Below are 20,026 nucleotides of genomic sequence, written 5' to 3' on the forward strand. Positions count from 1 at the left end.
CGGGGCACCAACCCCTCCGGCGACCAGCAGCGCGGTGCCACCGATCCCCACTCAACTCGTTCAGCTCACACACTGGCGCCGATTCCCTTGCGTTCAGCGAATTCGCTCGCCATCACGGCACCAGATTCGACCACCGCCACCCGACCGACACCGGCCGGACTTCGCCGCCGATCCGCCTCATCCCGCAAGGGACACGACCTCACGCGCGCCGCGGCTTCCTCGCACACCACCACACCGCGGAAGCACTCCCCCAGCCACTCCCGTACCGATTTTGTCGGTCCCCACCGGTAGCCTGGAATTCGGGGGCTTCTCGCGCCCGCCGACAGCGATTTCTCTTACACAGCAACAGAAATAGCACGCCGGTCCCGCACCCGAGTTTCACTCGATTCAGCGATGATCTTCGCACGCGTGTTCGGTAACGTAAGGGCCATGACCTCGACCGACGAGTTTCCCGTTACCCCGCACCGAAGACCCATGGCCTCAAGAATCCGCGCGCAGCTGCTTCCGGATCTCCGCCACGGCGGCCCGCCCGGCGCGGTTCGCCCCGACCGTGCTGGCCGAGGGCCCGTACCCCACCAGCTGCAACCGCGGCTCGAGCACGACCCGCGTCCCGTCCACCCGGATCCCGCCACCCGCCTCGCGGATGTGCAGCGGCGCGAGGTGGTCGATCGCCGCGCGGAAGCCTGTCGCCCAGAGGATGACGTCCGCGTCGAAGCGCGAGCCGTCCACCCACTCGACTCCCGAAGGCACGATCCGGGCGAACATCGGCCGACGCTCGAGGATGCCCGCCGCCCGCGCGGCCCGCACCTCCGGCGTCACGGCCAGGTCCGTCACGCTGACCACGCTCTCCGGCGGCAACCCGGCGCGCACACGTTCGTCGACCTTCGCGACGACGGTGCGTCCCCAGTCCTCGCTGAAGGGCTCATCCCGCCACACGGGCGGCCGCCGCGTCACCCAGGCCGTCGCGCGCGCGAGCGGGGCGAACTCCATCAGCAGCTGCACCGCCGACGCCCCACCGCCGACGACCACGACCCGCTTGCCCCGGAACGCTTCCGGCCCGGTGTAGTCCGCCGTGTGTACCTGCTCGCCCGCGAAAGTCTCCTGGCCCGGGTAGTGCGGCCAGAACGGCCGGTCCCAGGTGCCGGTGGCGCTGATCACCGCGCGCGCCGCCCACGACTCGGCCGGACTCGACACCACGAGCCGGTCCCCGTCGCGCGTCACGGACTGGACGTCGACGGGGCGCATGACAGGCAGGTCGTACACACGCTCGAAGCGCGCGAAGTAGTCAGAGACGACTTCGGAGGCCGGCCGCGTGACGTCCGGGGTGCCGAAGGCCATGCCGGGCAGGTCGTGGATGCCGTGCACCTTCCCGAGCACCAGCGACGGCCACCGGTACTGCCAGGCGCCCCCGGCCCGCTTGCCGTGGTCGAGCACCACGAACCCGGAACCGTTCGCGAACCCGGCTCGGCGCAGGTGGTAGGCCGCCGACAGTCCCGCTTGGCCGGCCCCGACCACCACCACGTCCGTTTCGTGGTCCGCGCTGCTCATGTCGTGTTCAACGGCTGGCCGCGCCGGGTATTTCGCGCCCTGCATCACATGGCGACCCGGTGGCGGCGCGCATCGTCGGCCCGGTACAACGCCGTCGTAGCCGTCCGTCACACGGCGACGCGGTTGCGCCCCGCGTCCTTGGCCCGGTACAACGCCGCGTCCGCCGAGCGCAGCACGTCATCCAGCGCCGGCCCCGTGTCCGGGAACCGCGCGACCCCGATCGACACCGAAAGGCCACTCACCCGGACCGTCCCGCCTCCCGTCGAGATCACGACGTTCAGCTCCCCCACCGCCACCCGCACCCGCTCGGCGATGCCCAGCACGTCGGCGCGGCCGAGGCCGGGCAGCAGCACGACGAACTCCTCGCCACCGAACCGGCCGACCGTGTCGCCCTGACGCACCGCGCCGGAGATCGCCACCGCGACCGCGGCCAGCACGTCGTCGCCGGTGAGGTGGCCGTAGGTGTCGTTGATCCGCTTGAAGTGGTCGAGGTCGATCATCAGCACCGCGAACTCGCCGACGGCCCCGCGCCGCAACGCGCGGGCGTGCTCGCGGACGGCCGACTCGTGCCAGCCCGCGGTGTTGAGCAGCCCGGTCTTCTCGTCGGTGACGGCGGCGACCTGCAGCTGCTGCTTGAGCAGCAGGTAGCGGTGCAGCAACAACAGCGGCGCGATGACGAACAGGACCAGCACCGGCTGCTCGACCAGGGCCAGCGCGGCGAGCCCGCCGAGGCAGAGCGTCGCCACCTCGAACGCGTTGTCCTCCCAGGTGCCGACGAGGTCCGCGGTCGACCTCTGGCTTGTGTAGAGATAGATCCCGGCGGCGACCAGCCCGACGTTCACCAGCTCGAACACCACGGCGGCCAGGCAGAGCGCGACCAGCCCGCGCGGCGTCTGCACCGGCGTCCCGTGCAACCCCGACCACGTGAGCACGGACGACGCGGCGAAGCAGGAGAGCATCGCCCACGCGGTACTCGCGACGAACCGGTGCGCGGGCCGTGTGCGCACGTGGCGCCAGACCCGCACCCACAAGTGCGCGTAGAGCACGACAGCCAGCAGCGCCACCCAGGCAGGAGGGAGCAGAACGACACCGGCGAGGTACCAGACGGAGGTGACGTTGATGTGCGTCTGTCCGCTCATCCACCGGCGCAGCCGTTCGATCCGGCGGGACATCTCGGCCTGCGCGACGCCGAGCGCGACCAGCACGGCGAACCAGACCGGCCGCACCGGTCCCCCGAAGCCGGCGGCCAGCGCGGCCCCGGTGGTCGCGACGGCGGCCAGCTCACAGCAGAGGGCGTAGGTGATCCAGCGGCGCTTCGCCCCGGTCCACATGACCCACCGCGAGGGCCACCCCGTCCAAGTGGAAAGAGCTTCCCGTCGCACGGCGGCCTCGGCTCTCAAGCGCCGCGACCACGGAGGTGACGGACCGGCATCGTGACGTACCCCTTGCGCGAGTTCGGCCGACCAGGTAGCCCAGCGTAGCCGTTCCGGCGAGCCGCGTCGCCGGTCCGGGCGAATTACGGCGAAGCTACCGGCCCGCGGACCCGCTCAGAGTGGGTCTGACCTGCTCACAGCTTCCCCGGTGATCACCGATGCAGGAATCCGCGGCGAGAACAGCAGGCCGAACTCCGGCCCGCGCCTCCCAAGGTCGGAAACGGCCGCCGGGATACCACCAGCGCGGAAACCGCCCGGCGCCCTCAGCGCGCAGGCGCTCTCAGCGCAGGCTGTTCGGCGCTGAGCAGAGCGGGCTTCTTCGCGCGGAGACATGACTCAGTCGACCCTGGGCGCAGTCGGCTCAGGCGGTAGTCAGCTCAGGGCGCAGCCAGGCCGGGATGAGCGACGGGTTTCGAACCCGCGACTCCACCGGGCGCTCTAACGGCTGGGCGAGGTCACTTGCGCCGCGCGCGGATGACCGCCACCAAGCCGACGACCGCCGCGATGCCGAGCACCACCGGGGCCAGCCGCTTCAGCACGGAGGCTCCCGCGTAGTCGAGGAGGTCGATCGCCTCGGTCTCCGGGACGGCCGGGACGCTGTGCAACGCGGGCCGTTCGGCCACCGGCTTGGGTTCGGTGTTGATCTCCGCCGTGGTCGGCGCCGGCTTGACCGCCGGCTCCGGCTTCGCAACCGGCGCAGCCTTTGCCGCCGATCCGGACTGCGCTGCCGATACCGACTGGGCGGCAGAGCCCGACTGGGCCGCCAGTCCCGACTGGGCCGCCAGTCCCGACTGCGCCGCCGGTCCCGGCTGGGCTGCCGACCCGGACTGGGCCGCCAATCCCGATTGGGCGGCCGGTCCTGACTGCGCCGCCTGTCCCGACTGAGCTGCCGATCCGGACTGAGCGGCCGGTCCTGCCTGGGCAGCTGACCCGGGCTGGGCAGTCTCTCCCGGTGCCTTCTCCCCCGCCGGTGCGGGCTTCGCGGCCGCGGCCGGGGCGGACTTCGCCGCCGGCTCTGCCGTCTTCCCGGCCACCGGCGCGGCGGCCTTCTCCGCTACCGGCTCGGCCGTCTTCTCCGGGGCCAGCTTGCCCGACAGGCAGCCCGCGAAGGTGTCGAGGATCTTGCCGCCCACCTCGGTGATCAAGCCGCGGCCGAACTGGGCGGGCTTGCCTGTGATGGACAGGTCCGTCGCGACGGTTCCGTGCGTTCCGCCGTCGGCCTCGGTCAAGGTCAGGGTCACCGTCGCGGCGGCCGTGCCCGCTCCGCGAGAGTCCTTGCCCGAAGCCTTGATGGTGACCTTGTGCGCGGCGTCGTCCTTCTCCAGGAACTCGCCGTTTCCCTTGTACAGCAACGAGATCGGGCCCAGCTTGACCTTCACCGTCCCACTGAACTTGTCGCCTTCGACCTTGGTCAGCGCGGCACCGGGCATGCACGGGGCGACGCGCTCGGGGTCGACGACCGCCTGCCAGACCTCGCCGATCGGAGCCGGGACGGTGAATTCGTGGTCGAGCCGCACGGGCCGACCTCCTTTCTGCCAGACCTGGGTGCCTGGTGACCCACCCTAGTCGCACCCGGGAGCCGTGACCCGGCGCGAAAACGCCGGGTCACGGACAGCCACGGATTCAGGCGCCGGCCGCGGCCGTGATCGCGCGACCCGTCAGGACCGTCGCCAGGTGACGGCGGTATTCGACGTCGGCGTTGCCGTCGACCGGTGGGTTCGTGCCCTCCGCCGCGTGCGAAGCCGCCTCGCGGATCGCGTCCGCCGAGGCTCGCGCCCCGACCAGGGCCGCTTCGACGCCCGTCGCGCGGACCGGCGTCGAGCCCATGTTCGTCAGCGCGACCCTGGCCTCCTCGATGACGCCGGCCTCGGTGCGGACGGTGACCGCGACGGCGACCATCGACCACGCCTGGGCGACCCGGTTGAACTTCTCGTAGTGCCCCCGCCAGCCCGTGTGCTTGGGCACGCGGACCTCGACCAGCAGCTCGTCCGGGGCCAGCGCGGTGGTGAACAGGTCCTGGAAGAAGTCCGCGGCCGGCACCGTCCGGCGCCCGGACGGCCCGGCCAGCACCAGCTCGGCCTCCAGCGCCACCACCGGCGCGAGCAGGTCGCCCGCCGGGTCGGCGTGCGCGATCGCGCCGCCCAGCGTGCCGCGGTGGCGGATCTGCGGGTCGGCGACCGTGTCCGTCGCCGCTTTCAGCAACGCCGCGTGCTCGGCGACCAGCGAATCGCGCTGGACGTCGTAGTGCGTGGTCATCGCGCCGATCGCCAGGACGTCGCCGTCTTCGCGCACGCCGCGCAGCTCCGGGACGCGCCCGAGGTCGATCAGCGTGGTCGGGGTGGCCAGGCGCATCCGCAGCACCGGCAGCAGGCTCTGCCCGCCGGCCAGGACCTTGGCGTCCTCACCGGCCGCCGCCAGTGCCTGTACCGCTTCGTCCACTGTGGACGGGCGGACATAGTCGAACGAGGACGGGATCACTGGGCACCTCCGGTGGCGTCGATCGAGCCGAGGCCGCCGCCGGCTTCGTTGCCGGGCCCGCCGGCGTCGGTGGTGCCGTACCGGATGGCGTGCCACACCCGCATCGGCGTCAACGGCATCTCGATGTCGTTCACGCCGAAGTGGCGCACGGCGTCGATCACCGCGTTGACCACGGCCGGGGTGGACGCGATCGTGCCCGCTTCGCCGACGCCCTTGGCGCCCAGCGGGTTGGTCGTCGACGGCGTCTCCGTGCGGTCCGTGGTGAACGACGGCAGGTCGGCCGCCGACGGCAGCAGGTAGTCGGCGAACGTGCCCGTGGTCAGCGTCCCGCTCTCGTCGTGCACGGTGCCCTCGAACAGGGCCTGCGCGATGCCCTGCGCGAGCCCGCCGTGCACCTGGCCCTCGACGATCAGCGGGTTCACCGCGACGCCGACGTCGTCGACGCAGACGTAGGAGCGCAGCGTGACCCGGCCCGTCTCGGTGTCCACTTCGGCCGCGCAGAGGTGCGTGCCGTGCGGGTACGAGAAGTTCTCCGGGTCGAACGTCGCGTCCGAGTCGAGCGAAGGCTCGACGCCGTCGGGCAGGTTGTGCGCCGCGAACACCGCGAGCGCGATGTCGCCGATCGACGTCGACGTGTCGGTGCCCTTCACGGTGAACTTGCCGCCCGCGAACTCCAGGTCGTCCTCGGCGCATTCGAGCAGGTGCGCCGCGATCGGCTTGGCCTTCGCGACCACCTTCTCCGCGGCCTTGACGACGGCGATGCCGCCGACCACCAGCGACCGCGAGCCGTAGGTGTCCATGCCCTTGTGCGACGACTGGGTGTCGCCGTGGATGATCTCGATGTCCTCGAACGCGACGCCGAGCTGGTCCGCGACGATCTGGCTCCACGCCGTCTCGTGACCCTGCCCGTGCGCGGACGCGCCGGTGATGACCTCGACCTTGCCGGTGGGCAGCATCCGGATCGCCGCGTGCTCCCAGCCGCCGGCGCCGTAGTCCAGCGAACCGAGCACCCGCGACGGCGCGAGCCCGCACATCTCGGTGAACGTCGAGATGCCGATGCCGAGCTGCACCTTGTCCTTCGACGCCCGGCGCTTCTCCTGCTCGGCGCGCAGGCCGTCGTAGTCGAAGAGCTGCTTGGCTTTCTCCGTCGCGGCCTCGTAGTTGCCGGAGTCGTACGTCAGCCCGCACACCGTGGTGAACGGGAACTCCTCGTGCTTGATCCAGTTCTTTTCGCGCAGCTCCAGCGGATCCATGCCGAGCTCGTCGGCGAGCTCGTCCATGATCCGCTCGATCGCGAACGTCGCTTCCGGCCGCCCGGCGCCGCGGTAGGCGTCGGTCAGCGTCGTCGTGGTGTACACGTTGGTGCACGCGAAGTGGTACGCCGGGAACTTGTAGATCGCGTTGAACATGAACGCGCCGAGGATCGGCACGCCGGTGCCGACCAGGCCGTTGTACGCGCCGAGGTTGGCGAGCAGCTCGACCTTGAGCCCGGTGACCGTGCCGTCGGCGTTCGCCGAGATGGTGATGTCCTGGATCTGGTCACGGCCGTGGTGCGCGGCGAGCATGGTCTCGGACCGGGATTCGTTCCACTTCACCGGTTTGCCGAGTTTCCGCGCCACCAGCAGCGACATCATCTCTTCCGGCAGCACGCCGATCTTGCCGCCGAAGCCGCCGCCGACGTCCGGGGCGATCACGCGCAGCTTGTGCTCCGGGATGCCGAGTGTCAGCGCCGACATCACCCGCAGGATGTGCGGGACCTGGGTGGCCGACCACATGGTGATCTGGGCACCGGTCGGGTCGACAACGCAGGCGCGCGGCTCCATGAACGCCGGGATCAGGCGTTGCTGGCGGAAGCGGCGCTTGACGACGATCTCCGACGACTTGAGCGCGTCCTCGACGTCGCTGCCGGTGCCGGCCTCGGCGGAGTCGAACTTCCAGACCGCGCTGGTGTTGCTGCCCTGGTCCTCGTGGACCAGCGGCGCGCCGTCGGCGATGGCGGCTTCCATGTCGAGGATGACCGGGAGCTCGTCGTACTCGACGTCGATCTCCTCGAGCGCGTCGTGCGCTTCGGCCGAGGACCGCGCGACGACGACCGCCACGCCTTCACCGGCGAAGTTGACCTGGTCGGCGGCGAGCACCGGCCGGCGCGGCGTCTTCATGTCCGGGGTGATCGGCCACGCGCAGGGCATGCCGATGGAGCTGTCCGGGTCGAGGTCCGTCGCGGTGTAGACGGCGACGACGCCGGACGCGCTCTTGGCCGCCGACGTGTCGATCGAGACGATCTTGGCGTGCGCGAACGGGCTGCGCAGGATCGCCATGTGCAGCATCCCGGGCAGCGTGATGTTGTCGGTCCAGCGGGTGCGGCCGGTGATCAACCGCTCGTCTTCCTTGCGGCGCCGTGACTTTCCGACTTCCGGTTCGATCGTCGCGGTCATCAGTCACCACCCACGCCGACGTGCTTGGTCTCGGTGATCCGCTCGGCGTCGGGTCCGGCGCCGGGGCTCATGTGCTGAGCGGCGTCGCGGACCGCGCGGACGATGTTCTGGTAGCCGGTGCAGCGACAGAGGTTGCCTTCGAGGCCCTCACGGACGGCCTGTTCGTCCGGGTCCGGGTTGTCGGCCAGCAGGTCGATCGACTGCATGATCATGCCGGGGGTGCAGAACCCGCACTGCAGCGCATGGTTCTCGTGGAAGGCTTTCTGCACCGGGTGCAGCTGGCCGTCGCGGCTGAGGCCCTCGACGGTGGTGACCTCGCTGCCGTCGGCCTGCACGGCCAGCACGGAACAGGACTTCACGCTGTGCCCGTCCAGGTGGACGGTGCACGCACCGCAGTTGCTGGTGTCGCAGCCGACGACCGTGCCGACCTTGCCGATCCGCTCTCGCAGGTAGTGCACGAGCAGGGTGCGCGGTTCGACCTCGTCGGTGTACTTCGTCCCGTCGACAGTGACGGTAATGCGCATCAGGCCTCCAAAGCCGGTTCGGGAGCGGCCAGGCCCGACCGTGATCGGGCTCACAAGACCCGAGCGTGCTACGCCTTCCTGGCGCGGACAAGTCCTGATGTCACACGTTCGGCGGCCGTTCCCGCAGCTGCGGGAGAATCCACAGTGGAATCACCGCATCCGCGGAAACGCCGCCCGGGTGAACTTTTCAGCCGTGGATGCGGCCGGACAGTTCGGCGAGCCGCCGTCCGCCGCCACCCCAGCGCAACGCGATGATCTCCGCGGCGATCGACACCGCCGTCTCCTCCGGGGTGCGGGCGCCGAGGTCGAGACCGATCGGCGAGGACAGCCGTTCCAGCTCGGGCTCGGTGATGCCGGCCTCGCGCAGCCGCGAAAACCGGTCGTCGTGGGTCTTGCGGGACCCCATCGCGCCGACGTACCCGACGTCGAGGCGCAGCGCGACCTCCAGCAGCGGGACGTCGAACTTCGGGTCGTGGGTCAGCACCGCGATCGCGGTGCGCCGGTCGATGCGGCCCGCGTCTGCCTCCGCCGTGAGGTACCGGTGCGGCCAGTCGACGACGACCTCGTGCGCGTCCGGGAACCGGCTGCTGGTGGCGAACACCGGCCGCGCGTCGCACACCGTGACCTGGTAACCGAGGTAGGCGCCCATGCGTGCCATCGCGGCGGCGAAGTCGATCGCGCCGAAGACCAGGAGCCGGGGCGGCGGCTCGAAGGAGTTGACGAACACCGCCATCCCCTCGCCGCGGCGCTGCCCGTCCGGGCCGTAGTGCAGGGTGCCGGTGCGGCCGCTGGCCAGCAGGCCGCGGGCGTCGTCGGCCACCGCGTCGTCCATCCGCGACGAGCCCAGCGAGCCCTCGGTGCGGTCCGGCCAGACGATCATGTGCTCGCCGACCAGGCCTTCGCGCTCGTGCTCGATGACCGTCACGACCGCGACCGGCTCGCCGCCGCGGACCGACGCGACGACGTCGCCCAGCTCGGGCATCGACTCGCGGTCGACGTGCTCGACGTAGATGTCGATGATCCCGCCGCAGGTCAGACCCACCGCGAAGGCGTCGTCATCGGTGACGCCGTAGCGCTGCAGCACCGGCTTGCGCTCGGTGACGACCTCCTGCGCCAGCTCGTAGACGGCGCCTTCGACGCAGCCGCCGGACACGCTGCCCGCAACGGTGCCGTCCGGGGCCACGACCATCGCCGCGCCGGGGGCGCGGGGGGCCGACGAGAAGGTGGCGACGACGGTGCCCAGCCCGACCGTCTCCCCCGCCGACCAGCGGCGGAACACGTCATCCAGTACGTCACGCATCGGAAATCTCCCCGAGCAGTCGTTCCAAGGTGGCCAGGGTGTGCCCGGCCAGCAGCCGGTCGATGTGGGGCAGTGCGGCCACGATGCCCGACTGGACCGGAGCGTACCCCGCACGGCCGACGTGCGGATTCACCCAGAGTACGGCGTGCGCGAGGCGGTGCAGCCGCGCGAGCTGCTCGCCGAGCATCGTGGTGTCGCCGCGCTCCCAGCCGTCGGAGAAGATCGTGACGACCGCGCGCCGGGCCACGCCGCGCTGTCCCCACCGGTCGAGGAAGGCCCGCAGCGTCTCGCCGAGGCGGGTGCCGCCGGCGAAGTCCGGCACCGCGGAACCCGCCGAGAGCATCGCGCGCTCCGGGTCGCGCTGACGCAGCTGGCGCGAAACCCGGGTCAGCCGCGTGCCGAGCGTGAACACCTCTACGGACTGGGGCGCGGACCGGGTGAGGACGTGCGCGAACCGCAGCAGCGCGTCGGCGTACGGGCTCATCGAGCCGGAGACGTCGATCAGCAGCACGACCCGGCGCGGGCGCGAGCCGCGGCGGGTGTGCGCGAGCCGGACGGGTTCGCCGCCGCTGGCGAGCATCGCGCGCAGCGTGCGGGCCGGATCGAGCCGTCCCCGGCGGGCCGGCGTCCGCCGGGCGGCGCGGCGCCGGGGCGGCACGGGACGCAGGGTGGCCAGCAGCTCGCGCAGGTGCTCGCGTTCGGCGGTGGTCAGCTCGGCGAGGTCGCGGTGACGCAGCACCTCCTGGCCGCTCGCGGCGACCTTCAGCTGGTCGGGACCGTCGCCGCCGTCGGCGTCCCCGCCCTCGGAGTCGACGAGCGGCGCGATCCGCGCCTGCTTCGGCGCGGCGGCCTTCGTGCGGCGCGGACCCGGCGGTTCGATCGAAAACCACTGGCTGAAGGCCTCTTCGTAACAGGCGAGGTCGTCGGGGCTCGAGCACAGGGTGAGCCGCCCCGCCCAGTACAGCTGGGTGGGCTCGGCGACGTCGACCTCGCCGACGGCGGCCAGGTAGGCCTGCACGCGGTGCGCGTCGCAGGCCACGCCCGCCTCCCGCAGCGCGGCGGCGAACCCGGCGTACCCGGCGACCGGATCGGAGACCGTGGTCATGTCCCCATTGTGCGCTTGTCGGTGTGTCCCGGCGAGGAGTCGAACCTCGGACCTCGGCGTTCGTAGCGCCGCGCTCTGTCCTGCTGAGCTACCGGGACGGGGCGGCCTGCACACGCCCCTCCCCGGACGGGCGCAGACCGCGCTCTTCGCGGCGGCCGGCCCCGGTAGCGGCGGGGCGGGCGCGAAGAGCCTTCAGAAAGAATTCAGCGGACGGCACGGGAGATCGCGCCGCATCGGAACATCCGGGCTTCGGTCACGATCTCCTCCTCTCGGGTTTCTCGGTGCTGGAGGAAGAATGCCGGACTCTTGGTGGCGCGGCAACGCATTTACGCGGCGTGCGACCATGCACCGGTGAGCTACGACCTGGTTGTGTGGGACGGACCGGCACCGGCGGACGACGCCGGGGCCGCGGCGGAGTACGGCCGCCTCTACATGAAGTACATCGAGCTGTCGGCCGTGCGGCCACCGTGGCCGACGATCACCGAGTACGTCCAGGCCCTGCTCCGCCGGTGGCCCGATCTCGGCGCGCACGATCTCGGCGAGACTTCCCCGTGGGCGTCGAGCGGGTTGATGTCGAACGCGAGCGGCCCGCTGCTCTACTTCGGCATGGGCCGGGACGTGGCCGGCACGGTCGTTTCCGGCGCCGTCGCCGAAGCCCGGCTCCGGAACCTGGTGGTCTACGACCCGCAGGAACGACGCGTCCGGTCTTAGGAGCCGGCGCGCGGTTCCCCCGGAACGACGACGCGCCCGCTCCGATCGTCCTTTGTGGACTTTCGAAGCGGGCGCGCCGGCCGGGTCAGGAGACCTTGATGCCGGGTTTGATCGGTGCGCAGGCGCGGAGGCCGGCGGTCTTGTTGAGCTCCAGGATCGGCGGGAGCGTCTTCTGCGCGTACGCCTGCAGTTCCGCGAGCTTCGCGGGGTCGACCAGGTCGCGGCGGACGTGGTAGCTGACCCAGTTGCGCGAGTCGACGGTGTCGTCGCCGATCGGGCGGTTCACGAAGATCGTCGCGTAGTCGCGGTCGAACCGCGGATCCTTGTCGAACTGCAGCGTCGTGATCCACGAGCCGATGAAGGTGATCATCTCCGGCTTCGCGACGTTGAACGTGTAGTCGCGCAGGCCGGCCATGTCCGCCTTGTGCAGGTAGTCGGCGATCGGCTTGTCGCCGAGGCCGGCCAGGTCGAGCACCCGGATGCGGCTGCCCAGCGACGTCCCGCCGAGGTCGATCAGGCCGACCTGGGCCGTGTCGGGCAGCTTCAGGATGTCCGCGAAACCGTTGATGGCCTGGGCGTCGCGCTCGGCGACGATGCAGAACGCCGTCTTCGCGTGGGCGCGGTAGGTGGTGCCCTGCGTGTAGAGCCCGCTGACCGAGCTGACCAGCGCGACGACCAGCAGGCAGGCCAGCGCGATCCGGCCGCGCAGCCGGGCCGCGGCCAGCGCCTCGACCACCACGATCGCGCCGCCGAACGCGCCGAGCGTCCACACCGGCGTCGCGAACCGCAGCTGGCCCATCCAGTCGTACTCGAGCACGATGAACGCGACCACGGTCAGCCCGAACGGCGCCAGCAGCGCGACCAGGCCGGTGCGCAGCTTCGACGGCCGGACCAGCAGCATCACCAGGCACGCGACGGCGACCGCGACGACCAGCCAGCCGATGTAGTCCACGATCTGGGCGGGCCGGTCGAGGTCGTCGAGGGTGGGCGGGTCCTGCCCCTTCGCGACCGCGGTGTTGGGCACCAGCCGGCCGAACTCGAACCAGCGGAAGACCACGTAGGCGCCGTAGGGCACGGCGAACGCGGCCACCGAGACGACGACCGCGCGGATGCTGCGGGCGAGCAGTTCGCGCTTGAGGAACAGCGCGACGACGATCGGGTACGCGCCGGCGTAGATGATCCCGTCCGGCCGGGTCAGCGCGGCGGCCATGGCGATCAGGCCGGTACCGATGGCGACCTGGTGGTTGAGCAGCTTGCCGCTCTGGACGGCGCGCAGGCAGAGCACCGCGATCGCGGTGACGGTCAGCGCGTAGAACGAGTTCTCCAGGCCGGAGAAGCACCAGATCACGAACGACGGGATCGCGGCGAGCGCCGCCCCGGCGACGAAGGTGATCAGGGCGGGCCGGCGGCTGAGCGTCTTCGCGCCGAAGTAGAACAGGACCAGGATGCCGAGGCAGCAGGCCAGGGCGAGGGCCTTCGGGAACAGGATCTGGTCGTTGACGCCGAAGATCGTGCCGTGGTCGAACAGCCCGACGAGCTTGCCGAGCGCGAGCAGGATCATCCAGGTCGGGTTGGAGTAGCCCTCGACCGGCAGGGCGCCGGGCTGCAGCACCGGGCCGAACCCGTCGGCGACGTCACGCGAGTAGGCGAACGTGATCGCCGCGTCGTCGATCAGCCAGTTGCCGTAGAGCGAGGCGTGCGCGGCGATCAGCGCGGTGCCCCCGAGGATCGCCGCGACGGCGGCCAGCTTGGGCCGCCACCCCCGGCGGGTGTCCGCCGGACCGGCCGGCTGGGGCCGATCCGGCTCCGGCTCGGCCAGTGGTCGCGCCTCGGTCGTCTCCGCCACACTCATGCCTCAGGTCCTCCCACGCCTTCGGTCATCCCCCGGACCGGCCGTCAGGCGAACAGGGCGTCGAGCTTGGCCCTGACCCGGTCGAGGTCTTCGCTGTATTTCAGGACCGCACCGAGCGTTCTCGCCGCTGATGCCGCGTCCAGTTCGTCACGGTGGAGAGTCATCAGGGCTTTCGCCCAATCGAGTGACTCCGCTACTCCAGGTGGTTTCAGCAGGTCCATTTGCCGGAGCCGTTGCACCGCTTCAGCGACCTGCCGAGCCAGAACTTCACCTATTAGCGGGATCCTACGGCGCAGGATCGTGACCTCTCGAACCAGGTCCGGGTGTTCCAGCCAGTGGTAGAGGCACCGCCGCTTGAGCGCGTCGTGCACCTCACGGGTCCGGTTGGAGGTCAGCACCACCAGCGGCGGCTGCTCCGCGCGGACCTCCCCGTACTCGGGGATGGTCACGGCGTACTCGTCGAGCAGCTGCAGGAGGAAGGCCTCGAACTCGTCGTCGGCGCGGTCGATCTCGTCGATCAGCAGCACGCACGGGGCGCTGATGAGGGCCTGCAGCAGCGGCCGGGCCAGCAGGAACCGCTCGGTGTAGAGGGAGCGCTCGGCGGTCTCGACGTCGATGCCCCCGCTCGCTTCGAGCGCGCGCAGGTGCAGGAGCTGCCGCGGGAAGTCCCACTCGTAGAGAGCCTGGGCGGCGTCGATGCCCTCGTGGCACTGAAGGCGCACGAGCGGCCGATCGAGCGCGGTGGCCAGCGCGAGGGCGAGGGCGGTCTTGCCGGTGCCGGGCTCGCCTTCGCAGAACAGCGGACGCCCCATCCGCAGGGCGAGGAACCCGGCGGTGGCGAGCCCGTCATCGGCGAGGTAACCGGTCCGATCCAGCGCGGCGGCGAGTTCTTCGGGTGAGGCGAGCGAGTCGGTCACGAACTCGATCGTAGGGGTCGGCAAGCTTCGGCGCGGTTTACGGCCGAGGGGGCTCGGCAGCTCGACGGGTTGGGAAGGGGTCGCGGCGGGGTGATGAGGCGGCTGCGGCGGGGTCGACCGCGGCTACGACTGGTCGGCAGGGTGGAGCGGTTGTGCGGGGGCAGTGCGGGCGGCCGCAGCTCCGACTGGTCGGCGGGCTGGTGAGGCGACGCGGAGGGGTGCGGCCGAGTAGGCGGCAGGGTCGGCCGCAGCTGCGACGGCTCGGTAGGCAAGTGGCAGCGTGGCCGCGGGGTGGTTGCGCCGTGTGAGGCTCGCGGGGGCAGGCTCGGCGGGCGGGAACGTCAGGCCGGTCCAGTGAGGCGGCAGGGTCGGCCGCAAACCGAGCGGGGACGGCTCGGCAGATCGCCACCGCGTGGTGGAGGGTGACTAGGAATCAGGTTTGTCGCCGGGGCAGGTCGGCTGGGCGGCGCAGGTCACCCTGGACTGCACAAATCGCGCGGGTCCGCCCACGTCAGGCGGAGTGGCTCCGGGGCGACCCATGTCGGGCCGTCCACATCGCGGCTGTTGGCCAGGTTGGGTGGGTCAGGCGGGGTTGGTGGGGCTTGCTTCGTTCGGCAGGTCCGCTCGGTGGTCTACGTCGCGGCCGTTGCCTAGGTCTGCGCACTCGATCAGTGTCAGGTCCTTGCGGGTTGCCAGCCAGTCTCGGGCTCCTCGGTCGCCCTCCGCCGTTTTGGCTATTTCTGGCCACCAGGTGCGGCCCAGTAGGACCGGGTGGCCTGGGGTGCCCTCGTAGGCTGCTCGGGCGACCGTGTTCGCGGTTGCGTTGGTTGCTACCCGGGTGAGGATTTCGGGGCCTACCCACGGGAGGTCGACCAGGTGGACCAATGTCGCTACCGGTTCCTTCAGGTGGTTCAGCTCCGCCAAGCCGGTGCGTAGGGAGGCGCCCATTCCGGTTGCCCAATCCTCCGCTACTACCGCCATTTCAGGGTTTGGCAGCAGGGCTCGGACCTCGTCGGCTGCTGCGCCTATGACTACTCGGATCGGGGTGCAGCCTGCTTCCTTCATGATCCGTAGGGCGCGTTGGACCAGGGGCTCGCCGTTCAAGGTGGCCAGGGCCTTCGGGCCTCCGAATCTGCGGCCGGCACCTGCGGCCAGTAGGAGGCCGGCTACCTGCTCAGCCATGGGCTCGGCCCGGGGCTCCTGCCGACAGGTCCGACTCGATCGCGCGGGCTGTGGCCAGCAGGGGTGGGACCAGGTCTCGCTCCACCGACTCGGCTGTGGTGCGGCTCGCGTGGGTCGAGAGGTTGACGGCTGCGACCACCGTGCCTCGGCGGTCGTGGATCGGGGCCGCTACCGAGCGGAGGCCTTCCTCCAGTTCCTGGTCGACCATGGCCCAGCCCTGCTCGCCGACCCTGGCCAGCTCGGTGCGCAGGCGCTCGGGTGAGGTGACCGTGCGGTCGGTGAGGCGGTCCAGTCTCGCGACCACGAGGTACGCCTCCAGCTCCGCGGCGCTGAGGCCGGTCAGGAGGACGTGCCCCATCGACGTCGCGTGCGCCGGGAAGCGGGTGCCCACGTTGATGCTCACCGTCATGATGCGCGAGACCGCCACCCGCGCCACGTAGACGATGTCGGTCCCCTCCAGCACCGAGACCGAGCTCGACTCGTGCACGTCGGCCGAGAGGTGCTCGAGGTGGGGCTGCGCCACCTCGGGCAGCGTCATGCTCGACAGGTACGAGTACCCCAGCTCCAGGACGCGGGCGGTGAGCGAGAAGTACTTGCCGTCCGTGCGGACGTAACCGAGGTCGGTCAGCGTCAGCAGGAACCGGCGGGCCGCGGCGCGGGTCAGGCCTGTCGCGCGGGCGACGTCGCTCAAGGTGAGTTCGGCCGCGCCCGCGTGGAACGCCTTGATGACGGCCAAGCCGCGCTCCAGCGACTGCACGTGGTGGGCACCGCGGTGGGCCGGCTCGCCGTCCAGTTCGACTTCGAAGGGGGGCAGACTCGCGTCCATTCCGAAACCCTATCCGGCGTCGGCGGGCAGGGCGCTTGGCTCGCCCAGCTCGGCCAGGGCGCGCTGGGCGATGGCGAACGCCGCGTTCGCCGCCGGGGCGCCGGCGTAGACGGCCGTGTGGAGCAGGACCTCGCCGATTTCGGCCGCGGTCAGGCCGTTGCGGACCGCGGCCCGGACGTGCATCGGCAGCTCGTTGTGCGCGTGCAACGCCGTCAAGGCCGCCAGCGTGACGCAGCTGCGGGTGCGCCGGTCCAGGCCGTCACGGGACCAGACCGTGCCCCACGCGCCCTCGGTGATGTAGTCCTGGAAGGGGCGGCTGAACTCGGTCGTGCCCGCGACCGCGCGGTCGACGTGCTCGTCGCCCAGCACCTCGCGGCGCACCTTCATGCCTTGCTCGTGGCGGCTGTCGGTCACGCGGTTGTCGGTCACAGTGCCTCCAGGTGCTCGAGGATCAGCCTGGTGAACTCCTCGGGCTGCTCGTAGCTGCCCAGGTGCGCAGCGTCCGCCACGACCTCCAACCGCGCGCCCGGGATGCCGTCGGCGATCGGGCGGGAGTGCTCCTCCGGCGGGGTGGCCGGGTCGTCGGCGCCCGCGATGACCAACGTGGGGGCGGCGATCTTCGGCAGCACGTCGAGCAGGTCCATCCGCTCGATCGCGCCGCAGCACGACGCGTAGCCCTCGGCCGGGACCTCGGAGATCATCGAGCGCAGGAACGCGGCGCGGTCGGGGTGCCGTTCGCGGTACGCGGGCGTCAGCCACCGGCTGACACCCGCGCCGGCCACGGTCGCCGTGCCCTCCGCGCGGACCGTGCGGGCGCGGTCCGCCCACATCTCCGGCGGGCCGAGCTTGGCGGACGTGCAGCAGAGCACCAGGCTCGCGATCCGGTCGGGCGCGTGGACGCCGAGCCACATGCCGGTCATCCCGCCGAGCGACAACCCCACCAGGTGCGCCTTCGCGACGCCGAGGTCGTCCAGCAGCGCGAGGAAGTCGGCGCCCAGGTCGTCGAGGTCGTACGGGCCGGGCGGCACCGGCGACGCGCCGTGGCCGCGGGTGTCGTAGCGCACCACCCGGAAACCGCGCTCCAGCAACGGAACCACCTGGGGCTCCCACATCCGGAGGTCGCTGCCCAGCGAACCGGCGAACACCACCACCGGCCCGTCTTCAGGGCCTTCGACGACCCTGTGCACCGGTACGGCGTTCACGTTCCCATCTCCGTTCATAGGGCGAAGAACACCGTCTCACCGTCGCCCTGCAACCGCACGTCGAAGCGGTAGCCGTCCGCGGTCTTCGCGGCGATCAGCGTGTCGCGCCGCTCCGCCGGCACCGACGCCAGCGTCGGGTCCGCCGAGTTGTCCTGGTCCGCGAAGTAGATCCGCGTGACGACCCGGTTCAGCAGGCCGCGCGCGAACACCGACACGTCGATGTGGCGTGCCTGGGTGGTGCCGCCCCCGCCGGGCAGCGGGCCCGGAAGCAGGGTCAGGATTCCGTACGTACCATCGGTTTCCGTCGGGCAGCGGCCGAAGGCGCGGAACTCGTCGGACGCCTCGCTGCGGGGGTCGTCGGGGTGGTGGAAGCCGCCTTCGGGGTCGGCCTGCCAGGTCTCGATCATGGCGTCCGGGACCGGGTCGCCGGCGCCGTCACGCACCGTGCCGCGGATCCAGAGCGCGCCGGGGGTGCCTTCCGGGACGACGTACGGGCCGTCGGGCCAGGGCAAGCCGATCGACAGGTACGGGCCGACGGTCTGCGAAGGGGTGGGGAGCAGCCTGGGCATCAGTCCTCGTCCTCTTCTTCCTCTTCGAACACCGATGCCTCGCGCCCGCGCAGCACGATGTCGAACTGGTAGCCGAGCGCCCACTCCGACTGCGTGATCTCGTGGTCGTACCGGGAAACCATGCGCTGCCGGGCCTTCTCGTCCGGGATCGAGTTGAAGATCGGGTCCTGGGAGAACAGCGGGTCGTCCGGGAAGTACATCTGGGTGACCAGCCGCTGGGTGAACGCCGAGCCGAACACCGAGAAGTGGATGTGCGCGGGGCGCCAGGCGTTGTCGTGGTTCTTCCACGGGTACGCGCCGGGCTTGATGGTGGTGAAGGTGTAGCGCCCGTCGCTGTCGGTCAGAGCGCGCCCGACGCCGTCGAAGTTCGGGTCGAGCGGGGACGGCCAGCGGTCGCCGGTGTGCCGGTAGCGCCCGCCCGCGTTCGCCTGCCAGATCTCGATCAGCGAATCGCGCACCGGACGGCCGTCGCCGTCGAGCAGCCGGCCGGTGACGATGATCCGCTGACCCTGCGGTTCCTCCGCGTGCCGGCGGGTGAGGTCGTTGTCGTGCTCGCCGAGCCGGCCGGGGCCGAGCAGCGGGCCGGTGACCTCGGTCAGCATCTGCGGGAGCAGCACCAGCGGTTGCCGTGGGTACCGCAACGCTGTGGACCGGTAGCCGGTGAAACCCAGCGGCGGGTGCGTGCCTTCGGGGTCCGGCCCGTAGTGCGGCAGCTTGAGTTCGGTCGGAGCAGCCATGATGCCTCCTTTACCGGCCTTCGAGGACGACGGCCAGGCCTTGGCCGACGCCGATGCAGATGGCGGCGAGTCCCCAGCCCCCGCCGCGGCGGTGCAGGTCGTGCGCCAGGGTGCCGAGGATGCGGCCGCCGGACGCGCCGAGCGGGTGGCCGATGGCGATCGCGCCGCCGTGGGTGTTGACGATCTCCGGGTCGAGCTTCGGCCAGTCGCGCAGGCACGCCAGCGACTGCGCGGCGAAGGCCTCGTTCAGCTCGACCGCGGCCAGGTCGTCCCAGCCGATGCCGGCGCGCTCCAGCGCGATCTCGGCCGCGCGCACCGGGCCGATGCCGAAGACGTCCGGGTCGACCCCCGCCGCGCCGCGGCCGGCGATCCGGGCGAGCGGCGCCCGGCCGAGCCGGTTCGCCGCCGCTTCGTCACCCAGCAGCAGCGCCGAGGCGCCGTCGTTGAGCGGGGACGCGTTGCCCGCCGTGACGGTGCCGTTTTCCTTGCGGAACGCGGGCTTGAGCTTCGCCAGCTTCTCCGGGCTGGAGTCCGGGCGGATGCTCTCGTCGCGGGTCAGGTCCACGCCCTCGACCGGGACGACCAGGTCGTCGTAGAAGCCCTCGTCCCAGGCCTTGGCGGCGTTGACGTGGCTGCGCGCCGCGAAGGCGTCCTGCTCGTCACGGCCGATGCCGTACTGCTCGGCGAGCTTCTCGGTGGACTCGCCGAGGGAGATCGTCCAGTGCCCCGGCATCGCCGGGTTGACCATGCGCCAGCCGAGCGCGGTGTTGTAGAGGGTCTGGTTGCCCGCCGGGAACGCCTTCTCCGGCTTGGGCATGACCAGCGGCGAGCGGGTCATCGACTCGACGCCGCCGGCGACCACCAGGGACGCGTCACCGACCTGGATCGACCGGCTGGCCTGCATCACCGCGTCGAGCCCGGAGCCGCACAGCCGGTTGACGGTGTTGCCGGGGATGCTCGTCGGCCAGCCCGCGAGCAGGGTGGCCATGCGGGCGACGTTGCGGTTGTCCTCGCCCGCGCCGTTCGCGTCACCGAGAGTCACTTCGTCCACTGTGGACGGATCGAGGTCGTTGCGGGACTGGATGGCCCGGAGCGCGGTCGCGGCGAGGTCGTCCGGGCGGACGCCGGCCAGCGCGCCGCCGTAGCGGCCGAACGGGGTGCGGAGCGCGTCGAGGACGTAGACGTCGGTCATGCGGTGGCCTTCCGG

18 protein-coding genes and 1 tRNA gene are annotated in these 20,026 nt (G+C 71.4%); 1 reads left to right on the top strand and 18 read right to left on the bottom strand.

Annotated features, from left to right (window positions below):
* Positions 1 to 480: 480 nt before the first annotated feature.
* The 9 genes from OG570_RS01365 to OG570_RS01405 form a co-directional block, all read right to left on the bottom strand.
* Positions 481 to 1,548 (bottom strand): NAD(P)-binding domain-containing protein, encoded by a 1,068-nt coding sequence (locus tag OG570_RS01365; protein WP_326955282.1) that lies wholly within the window; start codon positions 1,546 to 1,548, stop codon positions 481 to 483.
* A 107-nt stretch (positions 1,549 to 1,655) separates the two neighbouring features.
* A complete protein-coding gene (locus OG570_RS01370; protein WP_326955283.1) occupies positions 1,656 to 2,879 on the bottom strand; it encodes a GGDEF domain-containing protein in 1,224 nt (407 codons plus the stop codon).
* Between the two features lie 557 nt (positions 2,880 to 3,436).
* On the bottom strand, positions 3,437 to 4,498 hold the full coding sequence (locus tag OG570_RS01375; protein ID WP_326955284.1) for an SRPBCC domain-containing protein: 1,062 nt from the start codon (positions 4,496 to 4,498) through the stop codon (positions 3,437 to 3,439).
* A 106-nt stretch (positions 4,499 to 4,604) separates the two neighbouring features.
* Positions 4,605 to 5,459: an FAD binding domain-containing protein gene (locus OG570_RS01380; protein WP_326955285.1), complete on the bottom strand. Its 855-nt coding sequence runs from the start codon at positions 5,457 to 5,459 to the stop codon at positions 4,605 to 4,607.
* Positions 5,456 to 7,894 (bottom strand): xanthine dehydrogenase family protein molybdopterin-binding subunit, encoded by a 2,439-nt coding sequence (locus OG570_RS01385; protein WP_326947092.1) that lies wholly within the window; start codon positions 7,892 to 7,894, stop codon positions 5,456 to 5,458. Before OG570_RS01385 ends, OG570_RS01380 begins: the two co-directional genes overlap by 4 nt.
* The gene (locus tag OG570_RS01390; RefSeq protein WP_247062268.1) at positions 7,894 to 8,418 is read right to left on the bottom strand and encodes a (2Fe-2S)-binding protein; all 525 of its coding nucleotides are present in this window, start codon (positions 8,416 to 8,418) and stop codon (positions 7,894 to 7,896) included. Before OG570_RS01390 ends, OG570_RS01385 begins: the two co-directional genes overlap by 1 nt.
* A gap of 187 nt (positions 8,419 to 8,605) precedes the next feature.
* Complete coding sequence (locus OG570_RS01395; protein ID WP_247062267.1) at positions 8,606 to 9,718, bottom strand: XdhC family protein; 1,113 nt, start codon at positions 9,716 to 9,718, stop codon at positions 8,606 to 8,608.
* The gene (locus OG570_RS01400) at positions 9,711 to 10,823 is read right to left on the bottom strand and encodes a vWA domain-containing protein (protein WP_326955286.1); all 1,113 of its coding nucleotides are present in this window, start codon (positions 10,821 to 10,823) and stop codon (positions 9,711 to 9,713) included. Before OG570_RS01400 ends, OG570_RS01395 begins: the two co-directional genes overlap by 8 nt.
* A 24-nt stretch (positions 10,824 to 10,847) precedes the next feature.
* Positions 10,848 to 10,921: transfer RNA gene (locus tag OG570_RS01405), tRNA-Arg, on the bottom strand.
* A gap of 253 nt (positions 10,922 to 11,174) precedes the next feature.
* On the opposite strand from OG570_RS01405, the gene OG570_RS01410 reads away from it, so the two are divergent.
* Positions 11,175 to 11,534 (top strand): hypothetical protein, encoded by a 360-nt coding sequence (locus OG570_RS01410; RefSeq protein WP_247062265.1) that lies wholly within the window; start codon positions 11,175 to 11,177, stop codon positions 11,532 to 11,534.
* Between the two features lie 85 nt (positions 11,535 to 11,619).
* Here the strand turns inward: OG570_RS01410 and OG570_RS01415 are convergent, their stop codons facing one another.
* The 9 genes from OG570_RS01415 to OG570_RS01455 all read right to left on the bottom strand — a co-directional run bounded on the left by OG570_RS01415 (position 11,620) and on the right by OG570_RS01455 (position 20,011).
* Entirely contained in the window at positions 11,620 to 13,386 is a 1,767-nt protein-coding gene (locus tag OG570_RS01415) for a hypothetical protein (protein WP_326955287.1), read from the bottom strand.
* A gap of 44 nt (positions 13,387 to 13,430) precedes the next feature.
* Positions 13,431 to 14,303 carry an AAA family ATPase gene (locus tag OG570_RS01420; RefSeq protein WP_247062263.1) on the bottom strand — a complete coding sequence of 291 codons (873 nt, stop codon included), beginning with the start codon at positions 14,301 to 14,303 and terminating at the stop codon, positions 13,431 to 13,433.
* Positions 14,304 to 14,885: 582 nt separating this feature from the next.
* Positions 14,886 to 15,485 (bottom strand): nucleotidyltransferase family protein, encoded by a 600-nt coding sequence (locus tag OG570_RS01425; RefSeq protein ID WP_326955288.1) that lies wholly within the window; start codon positions 15,483 to 15,485, stop codon positions 14,886 to 14,888.
* Positions 15,478 to 16,311 carry an IclR family transcriptional regulator domain-containing protein gene (locus OG570_RS01430; RefSeq protein ID WP_326955289.1) on the bottom strand — a complete coding sequence of 278 codons (834 nt, stop codon included), beginning with the start codon at positions 16,309 to 16,311 and terminating at the stop codon, positions 15,478 to 15,480. Before OG570_RS01430 ends, OG570_RS01425 begins: the two co-directional genes overlap by 8 nt.
* A gap of 9 nt (positions 16,312 to 16,320) precedes the next feature.
* Positions 16,321 to 16,725, bottom strand: a complete 405-nt coding sequence (pcaC, locus tag OG570_RS01435; protein WP_326959829.1) for a 4-carboxymuconolactone decarboxylase — start codon at positions 16,723 to 16,725, stop codon at positions 16,321 to 16,323.
* Between the two features lie 11 nt (positions 16,726 to 16,736).
* On the bottom strand, positions 16,737 to 17,513 hold the full coding sequence (gene pcaD / locus OG570_RS01440; protein ID WP_326955290.1) for a 3-oxoadipate enol-lactonase: 777 nt from the start codon (positions 17,511 to 17,513) through the stop codon (positions 16,737 to 16,739).
* 14 nt (positions 17,514 to 17,527) lie between these two features.
* Complete coding sequence (gene pcaG / locus OG570_RS01445) at positions 17,528 to 18,082, bottom strand: protocatechuate 3,4-dioxygenase subunit alpha (RefSeq protein ID WP_326955291.1); 555 nt, start codon at positions 18,080 to 18,082, stop codon at positions 17,528 to 17,530.
* Complete coding sequence (pcaH, locus tag OG570_RS01450) at positions 18,082 to 18,819, bottom strand: protocatechuate 3,4-dioxygenase subunit beta (protein WP_326947082.1); 738 nt, start codon at positions 18,817 to 18,819, stop codon at positions 18,082 to 18,084. The genes pcaG and pcaH overlap by 1 nt, the downstream gene beginning before the upstream one ends.
* 10 nt (positions 18,820 to 18,829) lie before the next feature.
* Entirely contained in the window at positions 18,830 to 20,011 is a 1,182-nt protein-coding gene (locus OG570_RS01455; RefSeq protein ID WP_326955292.1) for a thiolase family protein, read from the bottom strand.
* Positions 20,012 to 20,026: the final 15 nt, after the last annotated feature.

This window comes from Amycolatopsis sp. NBC_01286 (assembly GCF_035982555.1).
Taxonomy (GTDB): domain Bacteria; phylum Actinomycetota; class Actinomycetes; order Mycobacteriales; family Pseudonocardiaceae; genus Amycolatopsis.